The organism is Pseudomonas sp. UBA3153, assembly GCF_002364635.1.
In the GTDB taxonomy this organism is placed as follows: domain Bacteria; phylum Pseudomonadota; class Gammaproteobacteria; order Pseudomonadales; family Pseudomonadaceae; genus Pseudomonas_O; species Pseudomonas_O kuykendallii.
Genome location: NZ_DEYR01000035.1, coordinates 169,256 through 190,408, shown reverse-complemented (window position 1 = coordinate 190,408; position 21,153 = coordinate 169,256). Strand labels below are relative to the sequence as shown.

21 protein-coding genes are annotated in these 21,153 nt (G+C 65.3%); 5 read left to right on the top strand and 16 right to left on the bottom strand.

What is annotated here, in order from left to right; genetic code table 11:
• Nucleotide 1: 1 nt before the first annotated feature.
• Nucleotides 2-2,800, top strand: coding sequence for a sensor domain-containing diguanylate cyclase (locus tag B2X67_RS09155; RefSeq protein WP_286785290.1), 2,799 nt, complete (start codon nucleotides 2-4; stop codon nucleotides 2,798-2,800).
• Between the two features lie 42 nt (nucleotides 2,801-2,842).
• Here the strand turns inward: B2X67_RS09155 and dacB are convergent, their stop codons facing one another.
• Nucleotides 2,843-4,318, bottom strand: coding sequence for a D-alanyl-D-alanine carboxypeptidase/D-alanyl-D-alanine endopeptidase (dacB, locus tag B2X67_RS09150; RefSeq protein ID WP_286785313.1), 1,476 nt, complete (start codon nucleotides 4,316-4,318; stop codon nucleotides 2,843-2,845).
• A 201-nt stretch (nucleotides 4,319-4,519) separates the two neighbouring features.
• Here dacB and B2X67_RS09145 point away from each other — a divergent pair, with 201 nt between their 5' ends.
• The gene (locus B2X67_RS09145; RefSeq protein ID WP_286785289.1) at nucleotides 4,520-4,861 is read left to right on the top strand and encodes a YggL family protein; all 342 of its coding nucleotides are present in this window, start codon (nucleotides 4,520-4,522) and stop codon (nucleotides 4,859-4,861) included.
• 56 nt (nucleotides 4,862-4,917) lie between these two features.
• On the opposite strand, the gene B2X67_RS09140 is transcribed toward B2X67_RS09145, so the two are convergent.
• The 7 genes from B2X67_RS09140 to B2X67_RS09110 all read right to left on the bottom strand — a co-directional run bounded on the left by B2X67_RS09140 (nucleotide 4,918) and on the right by B2X67_RS09110 (nucleotide 11,583).
• Nucleotides 4,918-5,982: an FUSC family protein gene (locus B2X67_RS09140; protein ID WP_286785288.1), complete on the bottom strand. Its 1,065-nt coding sequence runs from the start codon at nucleotides 5,980-5,982 to the stop codon at nucleotides 4,918-4,920.
• 148 nt (nucleotides 5,983-6,130) lie between these two features.
• The gene (locus B2X67_RS09135; RefSeq protein ID WP_273232957.1) at nucleotides 6,131-7,462 is read right to left on the bottom strand and encodes a deoxyguanosinetriphosphate triphosphohydrolase; all 1,332 of its coding nucleotides are present in this window, start codon (nucleotides 7,460-7,462) and stop codon (nucleotides 6,131-6,133) included.
• Nucleotides 7,463-7,560: 98 nt separating this feature from the next.
• A complete protein-coding gene (locus B2X67_RS09130; protein WP_286785287.1) occupies nucleotides 7,561-8,721 on the bottom strand; it encodes an EAL domain-containing protein in 1,161 nt (386 codons plus the stop codon).
• Nucleotides 8,722-8,834: 113 nt separating this feature from the next.
• A complete protein-coding gene (locus B2X67_RS09125) occupies nucleotides 8,835-9,137 on the bottom strand; it encodes a hypothetical protein (RefSeq protein WP_376747742.1) in 303 nt (100 codons plus the stop codon).
• A gap of 29 nt (nucleotides 9,138-9,166) precedes the next feature.
• Entirely contained in the window at nucleotides 9,167-9,547 is a 381-nt protein-coding gene (locus tag B2X67_RS09120) for a phage holin family protein (protein ID WP_090231324.1), read from the bottom strand.
• Nucleotides 9,548-9,556: 9 nt separating this feature from the next.
• A complete protein-coding gene (locus tag B2X67_RS09115; protein ID WP_376747745.1) occupies nucleotides 9,557-9,910 on the bottom strand; it encodes a DUF883 family protein in 354 nt (117 codons plus the stop codon).
• 296 nt (nucleotides 9,911-10,206) lie between these two features.
• Nucleotides 10,207-11,583 (bottom strand): OprD family porin, encoded by a 1,377-nt coding sequence (locus tag B2X67_RS09110; RefSeq protein ID WP_286785286.1) that lies wholly within the window; start codon nucleotides 11,581-11,583, stop codon nucleotides 10,207-10,209.
• Nucleotides 11,584-11,868: 285 nt separating this feature from the next.
• Between B2X67_RS09110 and B2X67_RS09105 the strand changes: the two genes are divergently transcribed.
• Nucleotides 11,869-12,105 (top strand): glutaredoxin family protein, encoded by a 237-nt coding sequence (locus B2X67_RS09105; protein WP_282341216.1) that lies wholly within the window; start codon nucleotides 11,869-11,871, stop codon nucleotides 12,103-12,105.
• A gap of 36 nt (nucleotides 12,106-12,141) precedes the next feature.
• Here the strand turns inward: B2X67_RS09105 and B2X67_RS09100 are convergent, their stop codons facing one another.
• The 5 genes from B2X67_RS09100 to puuE are packed head-to-tail and all read right to left on the bottom strand — an operon-like array spanning nucleotide 12,142 to nucleotide 16,408.
• Nucleotides 12,142-13,359: a urate hydroxylase PuuD gene (locus B2X67_RS09100; protein WP_286785285.1), complete on the bottom strand. Its 1,218-nt coding sequence runs from the start codon at nucleotides 13,357-13,359 to the stop codon at nucleotides 12,142-12,144.
• Between the two features lie 39 nt (nucleotides 13,360-13,398).
• Nucleotides 13,399-13,902, bottom strand: coding sequence for an ureidoglycolate lyase (locus B2X67_RS09095; protein ID WP_286785284.1), 504 nt, complete (start codon nucleotides 13,900-13,902; stop codon nucleotides 13,399-13,401).
• A 57-nt stretch (nucleotides 13,903-13,959) separates the two neighbouring features.
• Entirely contained in the window at nucleotides 13,960-14,955 is a 996-nt protein-coding gene (gene alc / locus B2X67_RS09090; protein WP_282341222.1) for an allantoicase, read from the bottom strand.
• A 14-nt stretch (nucleotides 14,956-14,969) separates the two neighbouring features.
• Nucleotides 14,970-15,485 carry a 2-oxo-4-hydroxy-4-carboxy-5-ureidoimidazoline decarboxylase gene (uraD, locus tag B2X67_RS09085; protein ID WP_282341224.1) on the bottom strand — a complete coding sequence of 172 codons (516 nt, stop codon included), beginning with the start codon at nucleotides 15,483-15,485 and terminating at the stop codon, nucleotides 14,970-14,972.
• The gene (gene puuE, locus B2X67_RS09080; protein WP_282341226.1) at nucleotides 15,482-16,408 is read right to left on the bottom strand and encodes an allantoinase PuuE; all 927 of its coding nucleotides are present in this window, start codon (nucleotides 16,406-16,408) and stop codon (nucleotides 15,482-15,484) included. Before puuE ends, uraD begins: the two co-directional genes overlap by 4 nt.
• Before the next feature lie 310 nt (nucleotides 16,409-16,718).
• On the opposite strand from puuE, the gene uraH reads away from it, so the two are divergent.
• Entirely contained in the window at nucleotides 16,719-17,072 is a 354-nt protein-coding gene (uraH, locus tag B2X67_RS09075; protein ID WP_286785283.1) for a hydroxyisourate hydrolase, read from the top strand.
• Nucleotides 17,073-17,329: 257 nt separating this feature from the next.
• Entirely contained in the window at nucleotides 17,330-18,067 is a 738-nt protein-coding gene (locus tag B2X67_RS09070; RefSeq protein WP_282341230.1) for a GntR family transcriptional regulator, read from the top strand.
• Nucleotides 18,068-18,080: 13 nt separating this feature from the next.
• Here the strand turns inward: B2X67_RS09070 and B2X67_RS09065 are convergent, their stop codons facing one another.
• From B2X67_RS09065 to B2X67_RS09055, 3 genes are read right to left on the bottom strand one after another with little or no spacing between them, the layout of a single operon-like run.
• Complete coding sequence (locus B2X67_RS09065; protein WP_282341232.1) at nucleotides 18,081-18,431, bottom strand: RidA family protein; 351 nt, start codon at nucleotides 18,429-18,431, stop codon at nucleotides 18,081-18,083.
• A 25-nt stretch (nucleotides 18,432-18,456) separates the two neighbouring features.
• The gene (locus B2X67_RS09060) at nucleotides 18,457-19,704 is read right to left on the bottom strand and encodes an NAD(P)/FAD-dependent oxidoreductase (protein ID WP_282341233.1); all 1,248 of its coding nucleotides are present in this window, start codon (nucleotides 19,702-19,704) and stop codon (nucleotides 18,457-18,459) included.
• The gene (locus B2X67_RS09055) at nucleotides 19,701-21,116 is read right to left on the bottom strand and encodes a PLP-dependent aminotransferase family protein (protein ID WP_282341234.1); all 1,416 of its coding nucleotides are present in this window, start codon (nucleotides 21,114-21,116) and stop codon (nucleotides 19,701-19,703) included. The genes B2X67_RS09060 and B2X67_RS09055 overlap by 4 nt, the downstream gene beginning before the upstream one ends.
• Nucleotides 21,117-21,153 lie beyond the last annotated feature (37 nt).

Below are 21,153 nucleotides of genomic sequence, written 5' to 3'. Positions count from 1 at the left end.
TATGAAGCGACCGAACGCGTTCAAGAAGAATCGGGGCTACATAGATCCAGCCACGGCTGGCTGGATGACCATCGGCGCGTCGCTGATTCTGGGCGCGCTGATCACCGTCGCGGTCTCCATCGTCACGCGGCACTTCTATGAGAAGCAGTTGCAGGAGCGTTTCGAGCTAGCCGCCGTCGAGCGTGCCAGCCTGGCTCGGGAGCGGCTGATCGACCAGACCAAGCGTCTGGACGCGCTGCGGCGGTTCTTCGTTTTTTCTGAGGACGTCGATCGCCGGTCTTTCGAGGGCTACAGCGAGCCACTGCTGAACGACACCTTCGCGCTGACCTGGTATCCGCGCATCGAGGCGAGTGCCCGCGACGCCTTCGAGGCCGCCGTACGCCAGGATGGCGTGGCAGACTTCCGCATCCGCGAGCTCGCCGATCCGGAAGGGGACGATCTGGCGCTGCGCCCGGCCGGCGAACGCGCCGAATACTTCCCCTTGCTCTACAGCGTCTCGCATCAGGCGCCGCGCCGGCCGCTGGGCTTCGACCTGCTGTCCTACGGCTCGCTGCAGCCGTTGCTCGACCGCGCGCGGACGGAGAACCGTACGATCATTTCCGAAAGCATCGCGCTGTTCGGCAGCCGCCGCCCGCAGGATCGCGGGCTGCTGATCTTCGCTCCGGTCTACAACGCCACGCCGATATCGCCGAGCGGGGCGCTGCAGGGCTACGTGGGGGCGCTGGTGAGCCTGCAGAGCCTCATGGAGTCGGGCATCTCCGACAAGAGCCGGCACAACCTGATGGTCGAATTGCTTGACGTGACGGGCGACTCGCCACAGTCGTTGTACCGTTCCGAGGACCTCGCGGCGCGCAGCGACATGCGTTACGCCTTGCAATTTCCCCTGGATAACCGGCTGTTCGAGCTGAGAATCCAGCCGACCGACCTGTTCATGCAGGCCAACCAGTCGCCGCTGGTGATCTGGGTGGTGTTGTTCGGCATCGTCCTCACGCTGCTGATCAGTGCGTTCCTCTACAGCCTGGTCAACCAGCGCCAGCGAGCCCTGGCGCTGGTCACCGAGCGCACTGCCGACCTGCGGGCTCGCGAGCAGGAGCTGGCGGCCAGTGAGCGGCGCTGGAGCTTCGCCCTGGACGGCTCGGGCGACGGGGTCTGGGACTGGGACATGCGCACCGACACCATGTTCTTCTCCGGCGCCTGGAAGAGCGGGCTGGGTTATGCGGAGGAAGACATCGGTAACAGCCTGGACGAGTGGAGCAAGCGGGTGCACCCGGACGACCTGCCGCGCGCGTTGAACACCCTGCAGCGGCACTTCGACGGCGAGCTGCCGAGCTACCTGTGCGAGTACCGCATGCAGCGTCGCGACGGCACCTGGGCCTGGATTCTGGACCGCGGCAAGGTGGTCGAGCGCGACGCCGAGGGCAAGGCCACCCGCGCCATCGGCACGCATTCCGATGTCAGTTGGCGCAAGGCGGCGGAGCTGGAACTGGCGCGCGCCCACGGCCAGTTGAGCGGACTGCTGGACGCGGCGACCCAGGTGTCCATCGTCGCGACGGACATGCAGGGCCAGGTGATGACGTTCAACGTCGGCGCCCAGCGCATGCTTGGCTATTCGGCGCAGGAAGCCGTCGGCCAGCTGAGCGTGCTGCAACTGCATGATCCCGCAGAACTGCAGCGGCGGGCCGAGGAACTCGGCCAACAGCTGGGCAGGCCGGTGGAACCCCTGGAGGCCATCGCCTTCGAGGTGCTCCGGGAGAATCGCCATGACGAGCGCGAATGGACATTCGTTCGCCGCGACGGCAGCAGGCTCACCGTCAACCTGTTCCTCACCGGCATTCGCGACGAGGCGGACAGGCTGGTCGGTATTCTCGGCATCGCCACCGACATCACCGAGCGGCGTCGCGTGCGCGCGGCGCTCGAGGCGCGCGATCAGTTGCTGGAGAAACTCAGCTCGCGGGTGCCCGGGGTGATCTATCAGTACCAGTTGAACCCGGACGGCACCGCCAACTATCCCTACGTCAGCGCGGGAATCCGCGAGGTCTACGAGATCGAGCCCGAGGCGTTGCGCCGGGATGCGTCGCTGATCCACGAGCGCGTGCATCCGGACGACCGCGCGCGGGTCGATGAGTCCATCCAGCGTTCGGCCGAACGCCTGAGCTTCTGGACCGAGGACTATCGCGCGCTGCTGCCCGGCAAAGGGTTGCGCTGGTTCCGCGCCGAGGCGCTGCCCGAGCGGCTGGCGGACGGCGCGGTGCTCTGGCACGGCTACCTCTCCGACATCACTGGCCTCAAGCTGGTCGAACAGGAACTGCGTGAGCTGTCGATCACCGATTCGCTCACCGGCGTGTACAACCGCCGCTACTTCCAGCAGCAGCTGGAAATCCAGATCGTGCGTTTGCAGCGCCATCCCGGCGCGCTGTCGGTGGTGATGCTGGACATCGATCGCTTCAAGCAGATCAACGACCAGTTCGGTCACGGCACCGGGGATCTGGTGCTCAAGCGGATCAGCCAGCGCATCTGCCACCGGGTGCGGCGCAGCGACGTGTTCTGTCGCCTGGGCGGCGAGGAGTTCGCCGTGCTCTGCCCGGATACCGACCTGCAACAGGCGGACATCCTCGCCCGCGCGCTGCTCGAAGAGCTGCGCCGCGATCCGGTGGAGGGCGTGGGTGTGGTCACTGCCAGTTTCGGCGTGGCCCTGTGGCAGCCGGGAGAGGACGCCGACGCGTTGCTGCGCCGGGCGGACGCAGGCGTCTACGCGGCGAAGCAGGCGGGCAGGGATCGGGTGGTGGTGAACTACGGTTGAGCAGCAGGCGCGCCGTCATCGCTGACCGCGCGCCCGTGGACCTCAACGGGTGGCGGTGCTGTTGGCGAGCTTGGGCTGGCGATACAGCTCGACGAGGATCTGGTCGAGCACCGAAGAGGCGCCCCACGGCCGCGGATCGTTGAGGATCGCCACCACCGCCCAGGTGTTGCCGTTGATGTCGCGACTGAAACCGGCGATGGCGCGCACGTTGTTCAGCGTGCCGGTCTTGATGTGGGCCTCGCCGACCAGGGCGGTTTTGTGCAGGCGCTTGCGCATCGTCCCGTCCATCGCCGCCAGGGGCAGCGAGGAGATGTACTCCGCGGCATAACGGCTTCCCCACGCGGCTTGCAGCAGTGTCGCCATCTCGCGCGCACTGACCCGCTCGTCACGCGACAACCCGGAGCCGTTCTCCATCACCAGGTGCGGCGCGGTCAGTCCTTTCTTCGCCAGCCACTGGCGCACCACGCGTTGCGCGGCCTTGCCGTCGTCGCCATCGGCGTCGTTGCGGAACTGCGCGCCGAGGCTGAGGAACAGCTGCTGGGCCATGGTGTTGTTACTGAACTTGTTGATGTCGCGGATGATCTCGACCAGGTCCGGCGAATAGGCACGGGCCAGCAGGCGGGCGTCCTTGGGCACCACGTCGACGCGGTTGCCGCCGAGGATGCTGCCGCCCAGTTCCTGCCAGATCGCCCGCACGGCGCCGGCGGCGTAGTCCTTGTGATCGAGCAGCGACAGGTAGGTCTGTGCGCTGCAACCTTCGGCCAGTTCGCCGCTGGCCGTCACGGTGACGCCGCCGTCGGGGTTGTTCACCGAGTTGTAGACGACGTCCGGGTAGGTCTTGCACTTGCTCGCCTTCAGCGGCTTGACCCGGTTGTCGATCTGCACGTTGGCCATCGGCGGTTCGACCGCGACCGAAACCTTGCCGCTGTCGGTGCGGGCGATGAAGCGCATGGCCTTTAGGTTGATCAGCAGCGAGTCCGGGCGGACCAGGAACGGCTTGTTGCTGTCGCCGCCGTCGTCGTTGAACTCCGGCAGGTTGGGCTGGATGAAGTAGCTGCGGTCGAGCACCAGGTCGCCGGTGACTTTCTGTACGCCGTTGGCGCGCAGGTCGCGCATCAGCAGCCAGAGCTTCTCCATGTTCAGCTTGGGATCGCCGCCGCCCTTGAGGTAGAGGTTGCCGTTGAGCACGCCATCCTTGAGCTGCCCGTCGGCGTAGAACTCGGTGCGCCACTGGTAGGTCGGGCCGAGCATTTCCAGGGCGGCGTAGGTGGTCACCAGTTTCATGGTGGACGCCGGGTTCACCGACACGTCGGCGTTGTAGATGGTGGTCTGGCCCGGGCCGTTGAGCGGTATGGCCACCAGGGAGAGGGAGTTGGGCGAGATCTTGTTGGCCTTCAGCGTCTGCTGCACCTTGTCCGGCAGCGCGGTGCTGACATTGGCGGCGAAGCTGAAGGAGGGCGCGCCGATGGCGAGCGGCAGCAGGCTGGTAAGGGCCAGGCGGCGAAGAATTCGAGTCATGGGTAGGAGAAAGAAAGCGAAGCGTGGCATAGGGGGAAATTCCCACATCGTCAGGGAAGTGGCCGCATTATGCCCGAAGGCCGCGGCGCTGCCGAACGATGATTGAGGCGCCGTTATTTCCCTTCGGCGCCATGGAGGCGGGCGCGCGGCCGGCTAAACTGCTAGAGTGCCGCGCGTTTATCACTCTCGAGGACTTACTCCATGGCTACCAACCGTTCCCGCCGCCTGCGCAAGAAACTCTGCGTCGATGAATTCCAGGAGCTGGGCTTCGAGCTGAACCTGACCTACAAAGACGGCCTCGACGACAAGGCGATCGACGATTTCCTCGATGCCTTCCTCGACAATGCCATCGCGGCCAATGGCCTGAGCTATGTCGGCGGCGACGACTACGGCTTCGTCTGCCTCGGCAAGCGCGGTTCGGTCGACGAAGAACAGCGTACCCAGGTCGAAGCCTGGCTGAAGGGCCGCAGCGAACTGACCGAGTACAAGCTCAGCCCGCTGATGGACGTCTGGTATCCGGAAAACCCGATCAACCCGGCGTAAAACCTGAGCGCAGGCGCGGCTCCGTCACGGAACGCGCCCGCGATCGCAGCACCGCGTCACTCCCGCCTTTCGCCGGTATCCGCCGGTTCCGCTTTTCGGTCCAGACGCTTGCGCAGCAGGTCGATCACCTGGGCTACCAGCAACGCCAATGCCACCCCAAGCAGCGAGTTGAGAAGGCGCACGCCCGGCAGATGCCAGTCGCGCGACAGACTCTCCGACAGCAGCACGAAGCAGAAGGTCGTCTGCAGCACGAACAGCCCGTAATGGTTGACCTGGAAGGCGCGGCTCAGAACGATCAGCGGCAGCAGCGTCGCCACCATCAACGCCGGGCTTTGCAAGCTATGGCCGATGAACACCAGCAGGGTGGCGGCCGCCAGGCTGGCGGCGCTGGCCTGTACGGCGCGCACCAGGCTGTTGTGGAACTCCAGTTGCAGGGTGGTGATGACCGCCACCGTCAGCCAGTACCCGCGCGGCAGATCGGCGAGGTTCACCAGCAGGCCGGCCAGCCCGCAGGCCAGCATGCAGCCCAACGCATGCAGGCGCCATTCGCGGCGGGGCAGGCGCTGCGCGTGGCGGCGAAGCACCTTGAGCAGCGAGACGAAGCGCGGCAGGCGCGGCCACATGCGCAAGCCATGGCCACCGCGCAGGGCGAAGGCGAGCAGCGTCACCCAGAGACCGCCGAGGACGAACAGCGCGGCGACCGCGTAAGGGTTGTGCAATGCGCCCATCGCCTGCTGGCCGTGTCCCAGGCTCAGGCAGACCGCCAGCCCGACGCCGAGCTTGCCCGCCTCGTTGCCGAAGCGCTGTAGCCAGGCGAGCAGCAGGCCGAAGGCCGCGAACAGCAGCAGGCTGCTTGTGGGCCAGGGCGCGGCCCAGAAACCCAGCGCGGCGCTGCAGGCACCCAGCGCGATCAGCAGGAGCATGCGCAACATGCCCAGGCGATGCAGCGGATTGGCCTGGGATGCCTGGAACGCGCCGACCGAGGCCCAGAGAAATCCGGGGTGGGCGCTGAACAGCCCGAGGAGCAGGGGCAATCCACAGCCGATACCCGCCACCATCGCCGGTCCCCAGGCGGGCGGTTGCGCTTTCCAGGTCAGGCTTGTGCGTAGAACCCTGTGCATCGGTGCTGGTTTTCCTCAGGCTGCCGTACCTCGTAGGGCGTGACATCGTCTTCGTGGCCGTGCGGCCCGTCAGCGCTCATAGACTGACGGTTCGCCCCGGTCGTTCCCTCCGATCCGTCCGCGCCCGATGCCGGCCTGCCGGAGCGCCTCAGGTCGGCGCCGAGCGACCGGTCATTTCCCGCGCCATCTCGCTGGCATAGCTGTCGGTCATGCCGGCGATGAAATCGATCATGCGCAGGAACGAGTGGTGCAGCGAGCTATCGGGCTTCGGGGCGTTGTTGCCGAGCAGGTCGAGTATCCGCTGGTGCTTGAACGACGGCGTGCGACCGCCGTGCTGCTCCAGCGCCGCGCCGCAGAAGGCATTGAGGAGGATTTCCAGGGTCGTATAGGCGCCGATCTCGTGCAGCGTCTTGCGCTTGTCCTGGAAAATCCGCTCCCGCGCGATGGCCTTGGCGCGCAGCACGCAGTGTTTCGCCGAGCCCTGCATGTGCTCGACCAGATCGCCTTGCAGGGTACCGGCAAGCAGCGCGCCTTGCTGTTCGACGAAAGCCTGGGCCGCGGCGTTGGTCAGGTGCTCGATGGCCTTGCCGCGGAGGATCGCCAGCTTGCGCCGCCGCGAGTCCTTCGGGCCCAGCTGGCGGTAGGTTTCGGGGAGGTCGCCTTCTACCAGGTCGAGCAGCAGTTCCTCGACCTCGCTGTAGTCGAGCAGCTCCATCTCCAGGCCATCCTCCAGGTCGATCAGCGCGTAACAGATGTCGTCCGCGGCCTCCATCAGGTAGACCAGCGGATGACGCGCCCAGCGTTGCTCCTCCAGCAGCGGCAGGCCGAGCTTTCCGACTATCTGCTCGAGCAGCGGCAGCTCGCTCTGGTAGCAGCCGAACTTGTGCTTCTTGTAGCCGGGCGACTGCGCGTGGCGGGACGTCCAGGGGTATTTCAGGTAGGTGCCGAGCGTTGCGTAGGTGAGCCGCGTGCCGCCGTCGAACTGGTGGTATTCCAGCTGGGTGAGCACGCGAAAACCCTGGGCGTTGCCTTCGAAGTTGAGGAAGTCGGCCCGCTCGACATCGCTCATGTCGTCCAGCCAGCCGCGCCCGGCGGCCTGTAGGAACCAGTGGCGGATGGCGTCTTCGCCGGAGTGGCCGAACGGCGGGTTGCCGATGTCGTGGGCCAGGCAGGCCGATTGCACGATCATTCCCAGGTCGGCGGGATCGCACCAGTCCGGCAGCTCATCGCGCAGCACCTCGCCGGCTCGCATGCCCAGCGAGCGGCCGACGCAGCTGACTTCCAGCGAGTGGGTCAGGCGTGTGTGGATATGGTCGTTGCTGGTGACCGGATGAACCTGGGTCTTGCGCCCCAGGCGGCGGAACGCGCCCGAGAAGATGATCCGGTCGTGGTCCTTGTGGAAAGGGCTGCGTCCCAGTTCTTCGGTGTTCTGCAGGGACTTGCCGAGGCGTTCGCGGGTGAGCAGGGTCTGCCAATCCAAAGCGGGTACTCATCGTGGATGAATGGACCCGCTAGCTTCCCGGTTGTGGCCGGTCTATTCAAGCCGGCCCGACCGGCAACGTCGGCGCGTCCCGCGCGTCAGAGTCCGGCCGCGTCGATATCCACCAGCAACAGGCGCCGACCGTTGTCGATGAACAGCCCGACGGTCAGGCAGTACTGGTTGGTCGTGGCGTCGCGGTAGGTGCTGGAGAGCGTCAGGCGGCGCTCTTCCCAGCCCTCGGCGAGCAACTGGTAGAAGTACGGGCGCCACGACCAGTTGTGGTTCAGGTAGCGCGTATCTTCGTGCCAGGCGCCGTTACGCCACTCCAGGTTGGGGCTGACCTGGGTGCCGTGGCGATCGCACTCGTAGACCCGCAGCAGCCACGGGTACTGGACCGGTGGCGGAATGCTGTGGGGAAAACCGTCGGAAGCCAGTGTGCGCAGGCTGCTCATCAGTTGAGTGAGTTGCTGACGCAGCGCCACCAGTCGCGCGCGTTCGGCCAGCTTGCGCTGCACGTAATGCTCGCGCAGCGCAGCGAAGCGCTCGACGAAGGCGTCCGAGGGGAAGAAGTTCTCCTCCGGCCGGGCGAACAGGTAGCCCTGCACGTAGCGGGCGCCACATTCGAGGGCGAAATCCAGCTCGGCCTCGGTCTCCACGCCCTCGGCGATGATCCAGCAACCGGTCTTCTCGGCCATCTGCGCCAGGGCCTTGACCACCTCTCCGCTCGGCCCGCCACGGGCGGCTTCCTGGAACAGGCGCATGTCGAGCTTGAGGATGTCCGGCTGCAGTGCCAGCACGCGATCCAGCTGCGAGTAACCGGCGCCGAAGTCATCGATAGCGATGCGGGCGCCGGCCTCGCGATAGCGTTGGACAACTTCCGGCAGGCGCAGGCTCGCGCCGCCCAGTTCGGTGATTTCGAAAACGATGCGTTCCGGCGCAATGCCGTGGGCGCGCAGTTGCTTGAGGCTGGGAAGCGGCTGGCTGGGTCGCAGGCGGCTGATCCAGCGCGGCGAGATGTTGATGCTGAGAAACCAGTCGGCGGGCGCTTCGTCCAGGCGGCTCAGGGCGTTATCGCGAATCTGGCGATCGAGTCTGCGCAGCGCGCTGGGGGAAACCTTGGGATCGACGAAGAGGGGGCCGACGGACGATACGGCGCCGTCCTCCTGGCGCAGTCGACCCAGGGCCTCGACGCCTGCGATAAGGCCGGTGGCGGTATCGATGAACGGTTGGAAAAATGCTACTGCTTGCCCGTTTATCACGGACGCATCCTTGATCAGAGAAAGGGAAACAATTCAAAGGCATGGTAACGAGTTTCGGCCGAATTGTTTCCCACTGTTTGCAAGAATGCGGCCAGCGCTGCGCCGGCCTTTTACTAAGGTCGCACGACGGGACGTTCGACCACGACGGTTTTTTTCTCGACGGAACCGAACGCCTTGACCAGCGGATAGACCGCCAGCCCAAGCCGGGCGATCTTGCCCAGCATGCCCAGGCGCTTGCCGAACAGCGTCAGCACGATCCCCGCACCGATCACCAGCGGCGTCTTGTTCGTCGAGGCGGAACTGCGGGCGGACATGAACTGTTTCGCCTGCTGCAAGGGGTGCGATAACGGCTGCGAGTGGTACAGCAACTGTTGGCGGTGCATCTCCATGCGCAGGCGGACGAGGTCCTTGCGCATGGCGCGTCGGGTAGCACTGGAAAGATGGCTCATGGCAGGAGTCGCTCCCGATTGCGGGCGAGTTCTTCGACGGTCGCCTGGAACGGAACGCTGGCCATCTCGGCAAGCCGGACCGCGCGCAGCACGCAGATGATCAGTCCCAGGCCATACACGACGCACAACCCGATGATGGCCGCGAGCCGGTAGCTGTCCCAGAAACCGATCAGGATGGCGGCCGAAATGCCGATGGTCACCAGGAGCCCGAAGAACAGACTCAGACCGGAAAAGATGAACAGTTGGAAGGTTCTCGATTTCTCTTCCTGAAGCTCTATTCCGATCAGCTCCAGATGACCCTGCATGAGCCCGACGAACGCTCCGCCCAGCTTCTTCAGCGAGGGCTTGGGAGCGTTTTCAGATGGCGAAGCGTCCATTGGTTCTCCTTAGCGGCGGCTGATCAGTCCGAGCAGGAAACCGACACCTGCGGCGATACCGATCGACTGCCACGGATGCAGGTGCACGTACTCTTCGGTCGCCTCGATCGCGGCCTTGCTCTGGTCTCGGCAGACGTTCTCGCGCTCCTTGAGCATGCCCTTGGCGCGGGTGATGTTCTCGTTGATCTTGACCCGCAGTTCGTCCGCCTGGGCGCCAGCGACTTCCTTGGTGTGCTGCAGCAGACGCTCGGTGTCGGCGATCAGGGTCTGGAACTCGGCGGCGAGCGCCTCCTGGGCGTCGCGCAAGTTGCGCTTGTGCTCGGGCACGTCGATCTGGGCGAGCGGGTCGAGTTCGTCGTTCACGGAAGGATTCAGGGTGTCTTGTACGGCCACGTCAATCTCCTTTGGGCTATTGCCACTGGTGAGTGTCTCCATCTTTCGAGCCCCTGGCTTGCGGCAAGGTTCCCGAGGCGGTCGAGACGACTGTCTGAGCATTCCTGGTGCGTCGTGCATAGCTTGCGCTCCCTTCCCGTGCGGGGTGAGCGCAACGCATGCCGATAGTGGCGGCTTGCTGGACGTTTGTCATTGCCATGGGCGTCGGGCACCGATTCGCGGGCAAAAAAAACCCGCCGTGAGGCGGGCTTTTTTTCTGCCGCTGATTACATCAGTTGCAGGGTGTAGTTGAAGATCAGGCGGGTTTGGTCGGTATCGGCGTTGGCCGCACCGGTGTAGCCGCGGTAGGTACCATGACGCAGGGTCACGCCAAAGCCTTTGAGCGCGCCTTCCTGGAAGACGTAGTCGATACGCTCGTCGCGTTCCCACTCGCTCTGGTCCTTGCCAACACCATTCGTTGCCTTGATGTCGTCGCCGCTGATGTAGGCGACCGAGGCCTTCAGGCCCGGAATTCCGACTTTGGCGAAGTCATAGCTGTATTGACCGAAGGTGGAGTTTTCGCCTGCACGGGCGAACTGGTTAACCATGGCGTTGGTGAACAGGTAGAAGTCGGAGCCACCGTTGCCCTCGTTGCCGCCACTCGCGCCGGTAACGCTACCCTGGTTCAGCCAGACGAAGCCGCCGTCATCCGATACGCGCTGGTGGCCGAGCATCAGCGCGTGACCGCCGAGGCTGTAGGTGAACATGGCGCTCCAAGTAGTGTTGTCTACCTCTCCTGCGTTCTTAGCGTAGCCACCGTTGTTGTTGAACGCATAGCCCGCCTGGCCGTTCTTGCCGTCATCTCCGGATTTGAAGTAGCGCAGGTCGGTCTTGAACGACTGGTTGTCGCTGATCGGGTAAATGTGGGTCAGGCCGGCGAAGTGCTGGTCGTAGTAGTTTTCCAGGTTCGCGTAGTAGTACTGGAGGGTCAGATTCTTGTTGACCTTCCAGTCGGCGCCGGCGAAGCGGAACTGGTTGCTGCCGCGGCTACCGCCCGCAACCGACAGACTGGTGTAGTTGCTCGATGCGCGGCTAATCACATGGCTGAGTTGGCCTGCGCTGAACACTACGTTGTCGATTTCCTTCGAGGTGACCATGCCGCCTTCGTAGGCCTGCGGCAGCACGCGCGAATCGTTCGACAGGACTACCGGCAGGCTCGGCATCAATGTGTTGCCGTAGCGCAGTTCAGACTTGGAAAAGCGAGCCTTGGCAGTCGCGCCCATCCGGTTCCAGGCTCCTACTGCCGAGCCATCGCTATCGCTGGGGATAAAGCTGTTGCTGTTTGGGTGGTGACCACGGCCCCCATCGAGATGAAGCGCAAGCAGCCCCTGCACATCAAGGCCGAAGCCGACGGTGCCTTCGGTGAAGCCGGAGATGTAGTCAGCACGGAACGCCTGCGCCCATTCGCGCTGATCGTAACCATTCGGAGTCGTGGGGGCGGACCCTGTATAGGGATCGCGGTTATCGTTGTCGTAATAGAAGTTGCGCAGGGCCAGGCTGACCTTGCTGTCCTTCAGGAACTCGGCCTGAGCCAAGGAGGGCACTGCGATGCTGGCGCCCAGGGCTGCGAGAGCGATAGCGCGGGCAAGTGGGGTGCTGCTCATTATTGTTGTCTCCTCGTGTATATGCTGGTCGATTCGTGACCGACCGGTTACGGCGCGATGAAATAAAACATGTAGTCACTGTTTGGGCGCTTAGACTTTAGTCGGCTTGTCAGGACTTACCAAAGGGCCAGGGCGCCTCTGGGAAGAGATCCAGGCAGGGAACCGACTTCCTCCCCCGAACTCCAAGCGCATCCCCTTCCTTGGACGGGTTGATCCTACAGCCTGGCGTTGCGCTTGGACAGCCGGTGGTAGACTGCGGCGAGATGTTTTTACAGGAGCGTCGAGATGCTTCCGGAATGCCAGCTGTTGGGGACTTCGGGCTGCCATTTGTGCGAGTTGGCGGAGGCCATGCTCATGCCGTTCGTCGAGAACGGCCTGCTGGTCGAGTTGGTGGACATCGCCGAGCGGGAGGAGTGGGTGGAGCAGTACGGGCTGTCGATTCCGGTACTGCGCCGCTGCGATTCGTGGGCCGAACTGGGCTGGCCGTTCGATTCTGACCAGATAGTCGCTTTTCTTCGCTGAGCGCTCCGCCGCACGCTGAGGCGGCAGAGGCTCCCTTCATTTGTCCAGTGCCGCGCCGTTGGCGATCCAGGCGCCGATCAGGTCGCGTTCCTGCTGGGTCATCTGGGTGATGTTGCCCAGCGGCATGATCTGGTTTGTCACCGCTTGTGCCTGGATGCGCGGTGCCATCTGCTGGATCTGCTGCGGCGTGTCGAACATCACCCCCGCCGGCGCAGCGCTGAACAGCGGACTGGTCGGCTGCGCCGAATGGCAGACCGTGCAGCGTTCGTGAATCACCGCACTGACCTTGTCGAACTCGCGGGCTGCCGGTGCCTGCTGGGCGGCCGGCTGTGCGTTCGGCGCGGGGCTGGCGGGCGTGCCGAGTTTTCCCGAGGTGACGAACGCCAGGCTGATCATGCCCAGCGCCGCCAGCGGCAGCGCCCAGGCGAACTTGCCGGTGGCGTGGCGGGTGTTGAAGTAGTGGCGGACCAGCACGGCGAGCACGGAGATGGCGGCGAGGATCAGCCAGTTGTAGTGGCTGCCGTAGGTGCTCGGGAAGTGGTTGCTGATCATGATGAACAGCACGGGCAGGGTGAAGTAGTTGTTGTGCCGCGAGCGCAGCAGGCCCTTGGCCGGAAGCGCCGGATCGGGTTCGCGGTTCTGCTCAATGGCCGCCACCAGCGCGCGTTGCGCCGGCATGATGGTGCGGAACACGTTGCCGACCATGATGGTGCCGATCAGCGCACCGGTATGGATGTAGGCGGCGCGACCGCTGAACACCTGGGAGAAGCCCCAGGCGGCGAACACGATCAGTACGAAGAGGGTCAGGCCGAGCAGCGCCGGATGCTTGCCGAGGGCGGATTCGCAGAGCAGGTCATAGATGAACCAGCCGGCGATCAGCGCGCCCAGGCCCACCATCACCGCCTGCGCCGGGCTCAGCGAGCTGCCCGGTGCCAGCAGGTAGACGCCGGGGTTCAGGTAGTAGACCACCATCAGCAGGGCGAAGCCGGAAAGCCAGGTGCTGTAGGCCTCCCACTTGAACCAGTGCAGGTTCTCCGGCATCTGCGGCGGCGCGAGCTTGTACTTTTCCAGGTGGTAGATACCGCCGCCGTGGATTGCCCAGAGGTCGCCGGATAGCCCTTCGCGCGGGCTGCGCCGGTCCAGGTTGTTCTCCAGCCAGACGAAATAGAAGGAAGCGCCGATCCAGGCGACCCCGACGATCATGTGTATCCAGCGAATGGTCAGGTTCAGCCATTCGGTCAAATGTGCTTCCAAGATTTCTACCTCATGCCTGCAGCGGCGGCTGCCAGTCCTTCAAAGCTCGGGGTCGAGGAGCAACTGCTCGCTCTCGTCGAAAAAATGTTCGTCGCAGTTGTTGCCGGCGCCGCTGCGGTCGACCACGAGGAAGTCGTCCCGCGCGGCGATCGCCAGTACCGGGTGATGCCAGACGCCGCGACGATAGTTCACGCCCTGGCGGCCGTCGCTGATGAAGGCGCGCACCTGCGCCGGATCGGGGCAGTCGCCGGGCGGGGCGACCACCACCAGGAACGGCTTGCCGAGCAGCGGCACGAAGGCCTGGCTGCCCTGCGGGTGGCGTTCGAGCATGCGGATGGTCAGCGGCATCGCCAGCGCCTCGGCGCGGAAGATGCTGATGATCGCCTGGTCGTCGGACAGGTGGGTCTCCACCGTGGCCAGCTTGTGATAGCGGCGGGTGGAGCCGTTGTTGATCATGAAGAAGTCGCTGCCTTCGGTTTCGATGACGTCGCCGAAGGGGGCGAAGGCTTCCTTGGTCAGGGGCTCGATGATCAGTGTACGCATGGCAGTCCGCTTTCCTGAGTGAACGTCCTCCCTTCTCGGGAAGAGAGGCTTCGGTACTTACTTCGCCAGCTTGCCGAACAGGCGCAGGCGGCTGACGCCACCGTCCGGGAACACGTTCAGGCGCACGTGGGTAATCGGGCCGAGCTGGGCGATCTGTTCGGCGAACTCGTGTTCCTGGTGCATCTGCAGCTTCTGGCTGGGCAGCAGTTCGCGCCAGAACAGGCTCTGGGTCTCGATCTGGCTGTCGGTGCCGCCTTTGACGAACGCCGCCTGGATCGAGCAGCTGTCCGGGTAGTTGCCCTTGAAGTGCAGGGTGTCGACGACGATCCGCTCGATCTCGCCCGGATGGCCGAGGGCGATGATCACCCAGTCGTTGCCGGGTGTGCGGCGACGTGCGGTTTCCCATCCGTCGCCCATGTTCACTCCGCGGCCGGGGTTGAGCAGGTTGCCCATGCTGCCGTAGTGCTCGTCGGAACAGGCCAGGGCGCGGCCGCCGTTGAGCGCCGAGGCGAGGTCGATCTGTTCGTCGGCGCTTTGCGCGGACCAGTCACGGTGCGGAATGCCGTAGACGCGCAGGCGTGCCACGCCGCCGTCCGGGTAGATGTTGAAGCGCAGATGAGTCCACGGGCGGTCGTCGGCGACGGCGTGGTAGTGGTGGCTGTTGCCCTGCAGTTCGACGGCGGGGAGCACCTCGGTCCACTCGGTGGCGTCGCTCGGATCGCCCTCGGCGACGAAGCAGGCCTCCAGCGAGGCGGACGGCGGGTAGTTGCCGGTGAAGTGGCTGGTGTCGATGTCGACGCCCTTGATCGAGCCGGCGATGCCCAGACGGATCACCGCGCTGTCGTACCCCTCGAAGCGCTTGCGCCGCGACTCCCAGCCGTCCATCCACTTGCCGTTGTCGTCGAACACGCCTTCCTTCCACACCGCCGGCGTCGGCTGGAACAGGCGGTTGACGTCGGCGAACCAGTCGTCGGTGACCGACAGGGCCTTGGTGCCGAGGCGGGCGTCGGCGAGGTTGAGGTATTTCTCGAAGGGTGCGGCGTAGGTCTTCATGGTCTTCTCGTCGGTTACAGCGCTTGCAGGCGGAACAGCGCGATCTTGTTTATTTCGGCCAGGGCGCGGGCGAATTCCTGCTCTGGCGAGTGGTGGATGCGTTCCTCGAAGGCGGCGAGGATCTGGTGCCGGTTGCTGCCTTTCACCGCCATGATGAAGGGGAAGCCGAAGCGCGCCTTGTAGGCGTCGTTGAGCTCGGTGAAGCGGGCGAACTCCTCGGCGGTGCATTCGTGGATGCCGGCGCCGGACTGTTCGGAGGTGGAGGCGGCGGTCAGCTCGCCGCGCACGGCGGCCTTGCCGGCCAGGTCCGGGTGGGCGTTGATCAGGGCCAGTTGTTCGGCGTGGCTGGCAGCGAGCAGCACGGCGGCCATCCGCGCCTGCAACACTTCGACTTCGTCGAGGCCGGCTTCGACGCCCTGGTCGAAGGTGCGCTCGGCGACCCAGGGCGAGTGCTCGTAGATGTCGGCGAAGGCCTCGATGAAGGCTGCGCGATCCAGCGTCGACGGCGTCAGGGTGCGGAAACGGCTCATGCACGGCCTCCCTTGAACGGATGAGTGACGTGCCAGTGGCGGGCGATGTCGACGCGGCGGGCGAACCAGACCTTGTCGTGGCCCTTCACGTAGTCGAGGAAGCGCTGCAGCGCCGCGAGTCGCGCCGGGCGGCCGAGCAGGCGGCAATGCATGCCGATGGAAAGCATCTTCGGCGCGCCGGCCTGGCCTTCGGCGTAGAGCACGTCGAAGGCGTCCTTCAGGTACTCGAAGAAATCGTCGCCCTTGTTGAAACCCTGCACCTGGGTGAAGCGCATGTCGTTGGTGTCGAGGGTGTAGGGGATCACCAGATGCGCCTTGTCCGGGCTTTCCGGGTCCCAGTAGGGCAGGTCGTCGTCGTAGGTGTCGGAGTCATAGAGGAAGCCGCCTTCCTCGCGCACCAGGCGCCGGGTGTTAGGGCCGGTGCGCCCGGTGTACCAGCCGAGCGGGCGCTCGCCGGTGAGTTCGGTGAGGATGCGCACGGCTTCGTTCAGGTGCTCGCGCTCCTGGGCTTCGTCCATATATTGGTAGTCGATCCAGCGCAGGCCGTGGCTGCAGATCTCGTGGTCGGCGGCGACCATCGCGCGGATGACATCCGGATGACGCTGCGCGGCCATGGCCACGGCGAAGATGGTCAGCGGGATGGCGTGTTTGTCGAACAGCTTGAGCAGTCGCCAGACGCCGGCGCGGCTGCCGTATTCATAGAGCGATTCCATGCTCATGTTGCGCACGCCCTGCAGCGGCTGCGCGGCGACCATCTCGGAGAGGAATGCCTCGGACTCCTTGTCGCCATGAAGGATGTTGCGTTCGCCGCCTTCCTCGTAATTGAGCACGAAGGAAAGCGCGATGCGCGCCTCGCCGGGCCACTGCGGATGAGGAGGGCGATCGGCATAACCGATCAGGTCGCGGGGGTATTCGGCACTCACGGCAGCTGTCCTTGGGATTTTGGAGGTACATGCGTGAAGAAATTGTATACAGATTTGATTATGCTTTGCGAACAGTTATCGTGCGTCGAGGCCGGCGTCGTCCACGACCGAAAACCGTAGCAAAAAACTTGCCTACCTGGTCAGGAGTTTTCCATGAAAGCCGCAGCGCACCTGATTCTCGGCCGATTCGTCCGAGCGGGGGTTTGCGTCCGTGACGCGCGCCGCGCTGTGCAACAATCCACAGCTGTCCGTTCAATCCGCCCGTATCGCGGGCTTACATCCGAGGAGGCGCGGCGCGGCCGCGATCACAATGGGACGACTGACTACCCACGTACTGGATGCCTCGCAGGGCCGGCCGGGCCGCGACATCCTGATCGAGCTGTATCGCGTCGAAGGCGCCGAGTTGCACCTGATCACCCTTACGCGCAGTAACGACGACGGGCGTTGCGGCGCGCCGCTGCTCGAAGGTGAGGACTACCGTTCGGGCGTTTATCAGCTGCACTTCCACGCCGGCGACTACTACCGCGCCTGCGGCATCGCCCTCGCCGAACCGGCATTCCTCGACGTGGTGGTGCTGCGCTTCGGCATCGACGCCGCCCAGGACCATTACCACGTTCCGCTGCTGATCTCGCCTTACAGCTATTCGACCTACCGCGGCAGCTAGTGTCGTCATGCACTGCGGATGGAACCGCGGTCAGGCGTTCATGAATGCAGGGATGGGCAGGTCACTGTCTGGTGACCTGAAACGGGGCGGCGGCGGTCGATTGTCCGCATGACCTGCACGCTCGCGACGCACTGCCCAAGGCGTTGCCGTAAACGATTTCTCGCATCGTCTGTGTACAATGCGCGCTCCCTTTTTCCTGCTTCGAGCAAGTCGGCCGCCATCGCGGGCCCACGGCCGGGCAGTTCGCGGATACCAGCATGAGCCCAGAGTCGCAGCCCCGGAGCAAGTCAGTGCGCAGCGCCAAGCGCCGCAGCGGGACCCAGGACGAGCGGGTTTATGCGCACATCTTCGACGCTATCCTCGAGCAGCGCCTGGCGCCGGCAACCAAGCTCAGCGAGGAGGCGCTCGGCGCCATCTTCGGCGTCAGCCGCACGGTGATCCGCCGTGCGCTGTCGCGGCTGGGGCATGAGGGCGTGGTGCTGTTGCGGCCCAATCGCGGCGCCGTGGTGGCCAGCCCCACGGCGGACGAGGCGCGGCAGATCTTCCATGCGCGGCGGATGATCGAACGGGCGATCACGGAACTGGCCTGCGAGCGTGCCAGCGCCGCGCAGATCGCCGAGCTGCGCCAATGCGTGGCCGAGGAACATGCCTGCTTCGCCCGCGGCGATCGCGGCACCGGCATCCGCCTGTCCGGCGAATTCCACCTCAAGCTCGCCGAAGTGGCCGGTAACGTCCCGCTGATCGGCTTCCTGCGCAGCCTGATCTCGCAAAGCTCGCTGATCATCGCGCTCTACGAGAGTCGGGCGCGGGCGCAGTGTTCGGACGATGAGCACCAGCGTCTGATCGATGCGATCGAGGCGCGCGATGCGAACGCTGCGGTGGCCCTGATGATGCGCCACATGGACGGCATCGACGGCAAGCTGAATCTCGATGGCGACACCGCCGCGGTGGATCTGGCAGCGGTGTTTTCGCGCGTGCGGCCGGGAACAGCCTGAGGCGGGAGCTGGGTCAGGCGGGAATCGCGGCGGTGACGATCAGTTCGACCCGATAGCCCGGCAGGGCCAGGCGGGCCTCGCCGCAGGCGCGTGCCGGCGCGTGCCCGGCCGGGACCCACGCGTCCCAGACCGCGTTCATTTCCTCGAAGTCGTTCATGTCGGCCAGCCAGATCACCGTCTGCAGGATGTGTTCGGGCGAGGAGCCGACTTCGGCCAGCAGGCGTTCGACTTCGCCCAGCGCCTGGCGAGTCTGGTCGGTAACGCTGGCGTTCAGTTCGCCAACCTGGCCGGCGAGGTAGACGGTGCCGTTGTGCACGACGATCTCGCTCATGCGGGTGCCTGTGTTGATGCGCTTGATGCTCATGGGTTCTCCTGGAGGGAAGGGGTGTTCAATTGAAACGCGAGGCGTTGTAGTCATCGAGCCATTCCGGCGCCTGGCCGCGGACACTGGCGGCCACCAGCTGACCGGTGATGCCGGCCAGGGTGATACCGAGGTGCTGGTGACCGAAGGCATGAATGACGCGTGAGTCGCGCTGGCTGGGACCGATCACCGGTACGCAGTCGGGCACGGTCGGGCGCATGCCCAGCCAGGAGTGGCTGACCGGTGCATCGATGTTCAGGACCTTGCGCACGCGCTCCTCGATGTAGCGGATGCGCGCCGGATTGAGCGGGTCGCGTAGCGAACCCAGCTCCACGGTGCCCGCCGCGCGCAGGCGCCCGTTGGCCAGCGGAGTCATGTAGAAAGCACTTTCCACCGGGCAGGTAGGGCGGGTCAGCAGTTCGCGGCCAAGCTCGAACTCGACGTGGTAGCCGCGCTCGGTTTCCAATGGAATGCGCTCACCCAGCGTGGCGGCGAGTTTGGCCGACCAGGCGCCGGCGGCGAGCACCACGCGGTCGGCTTTCAACGTCGTTCCGTCTTCGCATTGGATCTCCACACCATCGTTGCGCGAGGTCAGGCGCCGCGCTTTGCCGCGCAGGATGGCCCCGTCGGCGCGCAGCGGCGCCGCCAGTGCCTGGATGAAACCCTGTGTGTCGCGCAGATGGCAGGAGCGGGGGAACAGCACGCCGCCCACGCTCAGTCCGGTCATCGCCGGTTCCAGTGCCTCGATGCCTGCGCTATCCAGCACTTCCTGCTCGATGCCCAGGGAGCGGCGCAGGGCGATGTCGGCCTGGGCGCCTTGCAGGCCGCGTTCGGTGGTGTAGGCATACAGGCAACCGTTGTTGCGGATCAGCGCGCGTGCTTCCGGGGCGGCCTCGAGCAAGGGCTCGTAGCCGCTGTAGGTGTCGCGGAGCAGGCGGGCGAGTCGCTCGGCGTTGAGTTGTGCGCGGCTTGTCGTGCATTGGCCCATGAAGCGCAGCAGCCAGGGCATCAGCTCGGGCAGGCGCGACCAGCGCACCACGAAGGGGGAGTCCTGGGAGAACAGCAGATTGGGCAGATTGGACCACACCGACGGGTTGGCGATGGGCGTGCAGGCGTATTCGGCCAGGGTGCTGGCATTGCCGTAGGAGCACTGGCCCGCCAGCTCTTCCGGCTCCAGCAGGATGACCTGATGGCCGTCGCGGCGGAGCCAGAGTGCGCAGGCGACACCGATTGCGCCGCCACCGATGACGACGATTTCGTTGCGTGTAGCGTTCATGAATTATCCCTGGAGTGGCGGGGCGGGGCGCTTCTGGCCAGACGTGCGATGACATCCAGTGCGCGGGTGAGCTGCTCGCGCGTCGGCGCCGCCGAAAGGTTGATGCGCACGGCGTTGGGCACGTGCTCGGGGTCGAGGCTAAAAGCCGAGCCGGGCAGCACGGCTACGCCGTTCTCCAGGCAGGCCTGGGTGAAGTCTGCGTCACGCCAAGCCTCGGGCAGGGTCAGCCAGGCATGGGGCGCGGTGGCGCCGCTGCTCACGTCGAGCCCTTCCATGGCCTGCTGCAGCAATGCCTGGCGCGCGCGCAGTTCCTCGCGCTGGACGACGACCAGGTCACGCGCCTTGCCGCTCTCGATCAGTCGGGTGGCGACCAGCGCCGACAGCGGAGCGATGCTCCAGCAATCCACTCGCAGGCTGGCGCTCATGTCAGCTACCAGGCTGGGGGGCGCGAGCACGAAGCCGATGCGCAGCCCCGGTGCGACGCATTTCGACAACGACGTCAGGTACAGCGTCTGTTCGGGCAACTGACGGGCCAGCGGGGGCGGCGAGTCGTCGAGAAGCGGTCTGTACACATCATCTTCGATGAGCAGAACGCCGGCCTCCTCGATGACCTTCAACAGCGCGTTGCGGCGCTCCTCGTCGAGGGTGATGGCGGTCGGGTTCTGGATCGAGGTCACCAGAAACACCACGCGCGGCGAGTGTTCGACACAAGCCTCGCGCAGCGCCTCGGGGAGCATGCCGCGTGCGTCGGTGCGCACGCCGACCAGATTCAGGTCCAGCGTGCGGCACAGGGCGGTGATGCCCTGATAGGTGACATCGTCGGCGAGCACCGTTTCGCCCGCCTCGGCGAGGGCGCGCAAGGCCAGCGCCAGGCCATGCTGCGCACCATCGCACATCACCACCTGCGAGGCGTTGGCGCCCAGGCCCTGTTGGCGTAGCCAGTGGGCGGCGGCTTCGCGCGCCCAGCTCGGGCCTTCGGATGGGTGATAGTCCTTCATCGAGTCGAAGCGCGGGTCTTTCGACAGCTCCGGCAGTAACGCCGCCAGCACATGGTTGTAGGCGTCCGTCGCGGGGCGGTTGACGCTGAGGTCGATGGTTCCCGGTTCGTTGCGTGGCGCCGACTGGAACTGGGTTTCCCGCGCACGGTGGGCAGACACCCGAGTACCGCGCCCCGGACGGGTATCGATGAGTTCGGCGTCCTGCAGCATCGCCATGGCACGGGTGACCGTGGCGATGTTGACGTTGAGGCGGCTGGCGAGCTCGCGGTGCGGTGGGAGCTTGTCACCCGGAGCGATCTGCCCCGAGCGGATGCTTTCCGCCAGCGCATTGGCCAGTTGTTCGTACAACGGTTCCGAGCGACTGCGGGAGGAGTGCAGTTCTTTTTCGGTGGCAGAGAGCAGTGCTTCGAGCATGGAGAGTGTTCCGGAACGAATTGTATCGCTTGTAATG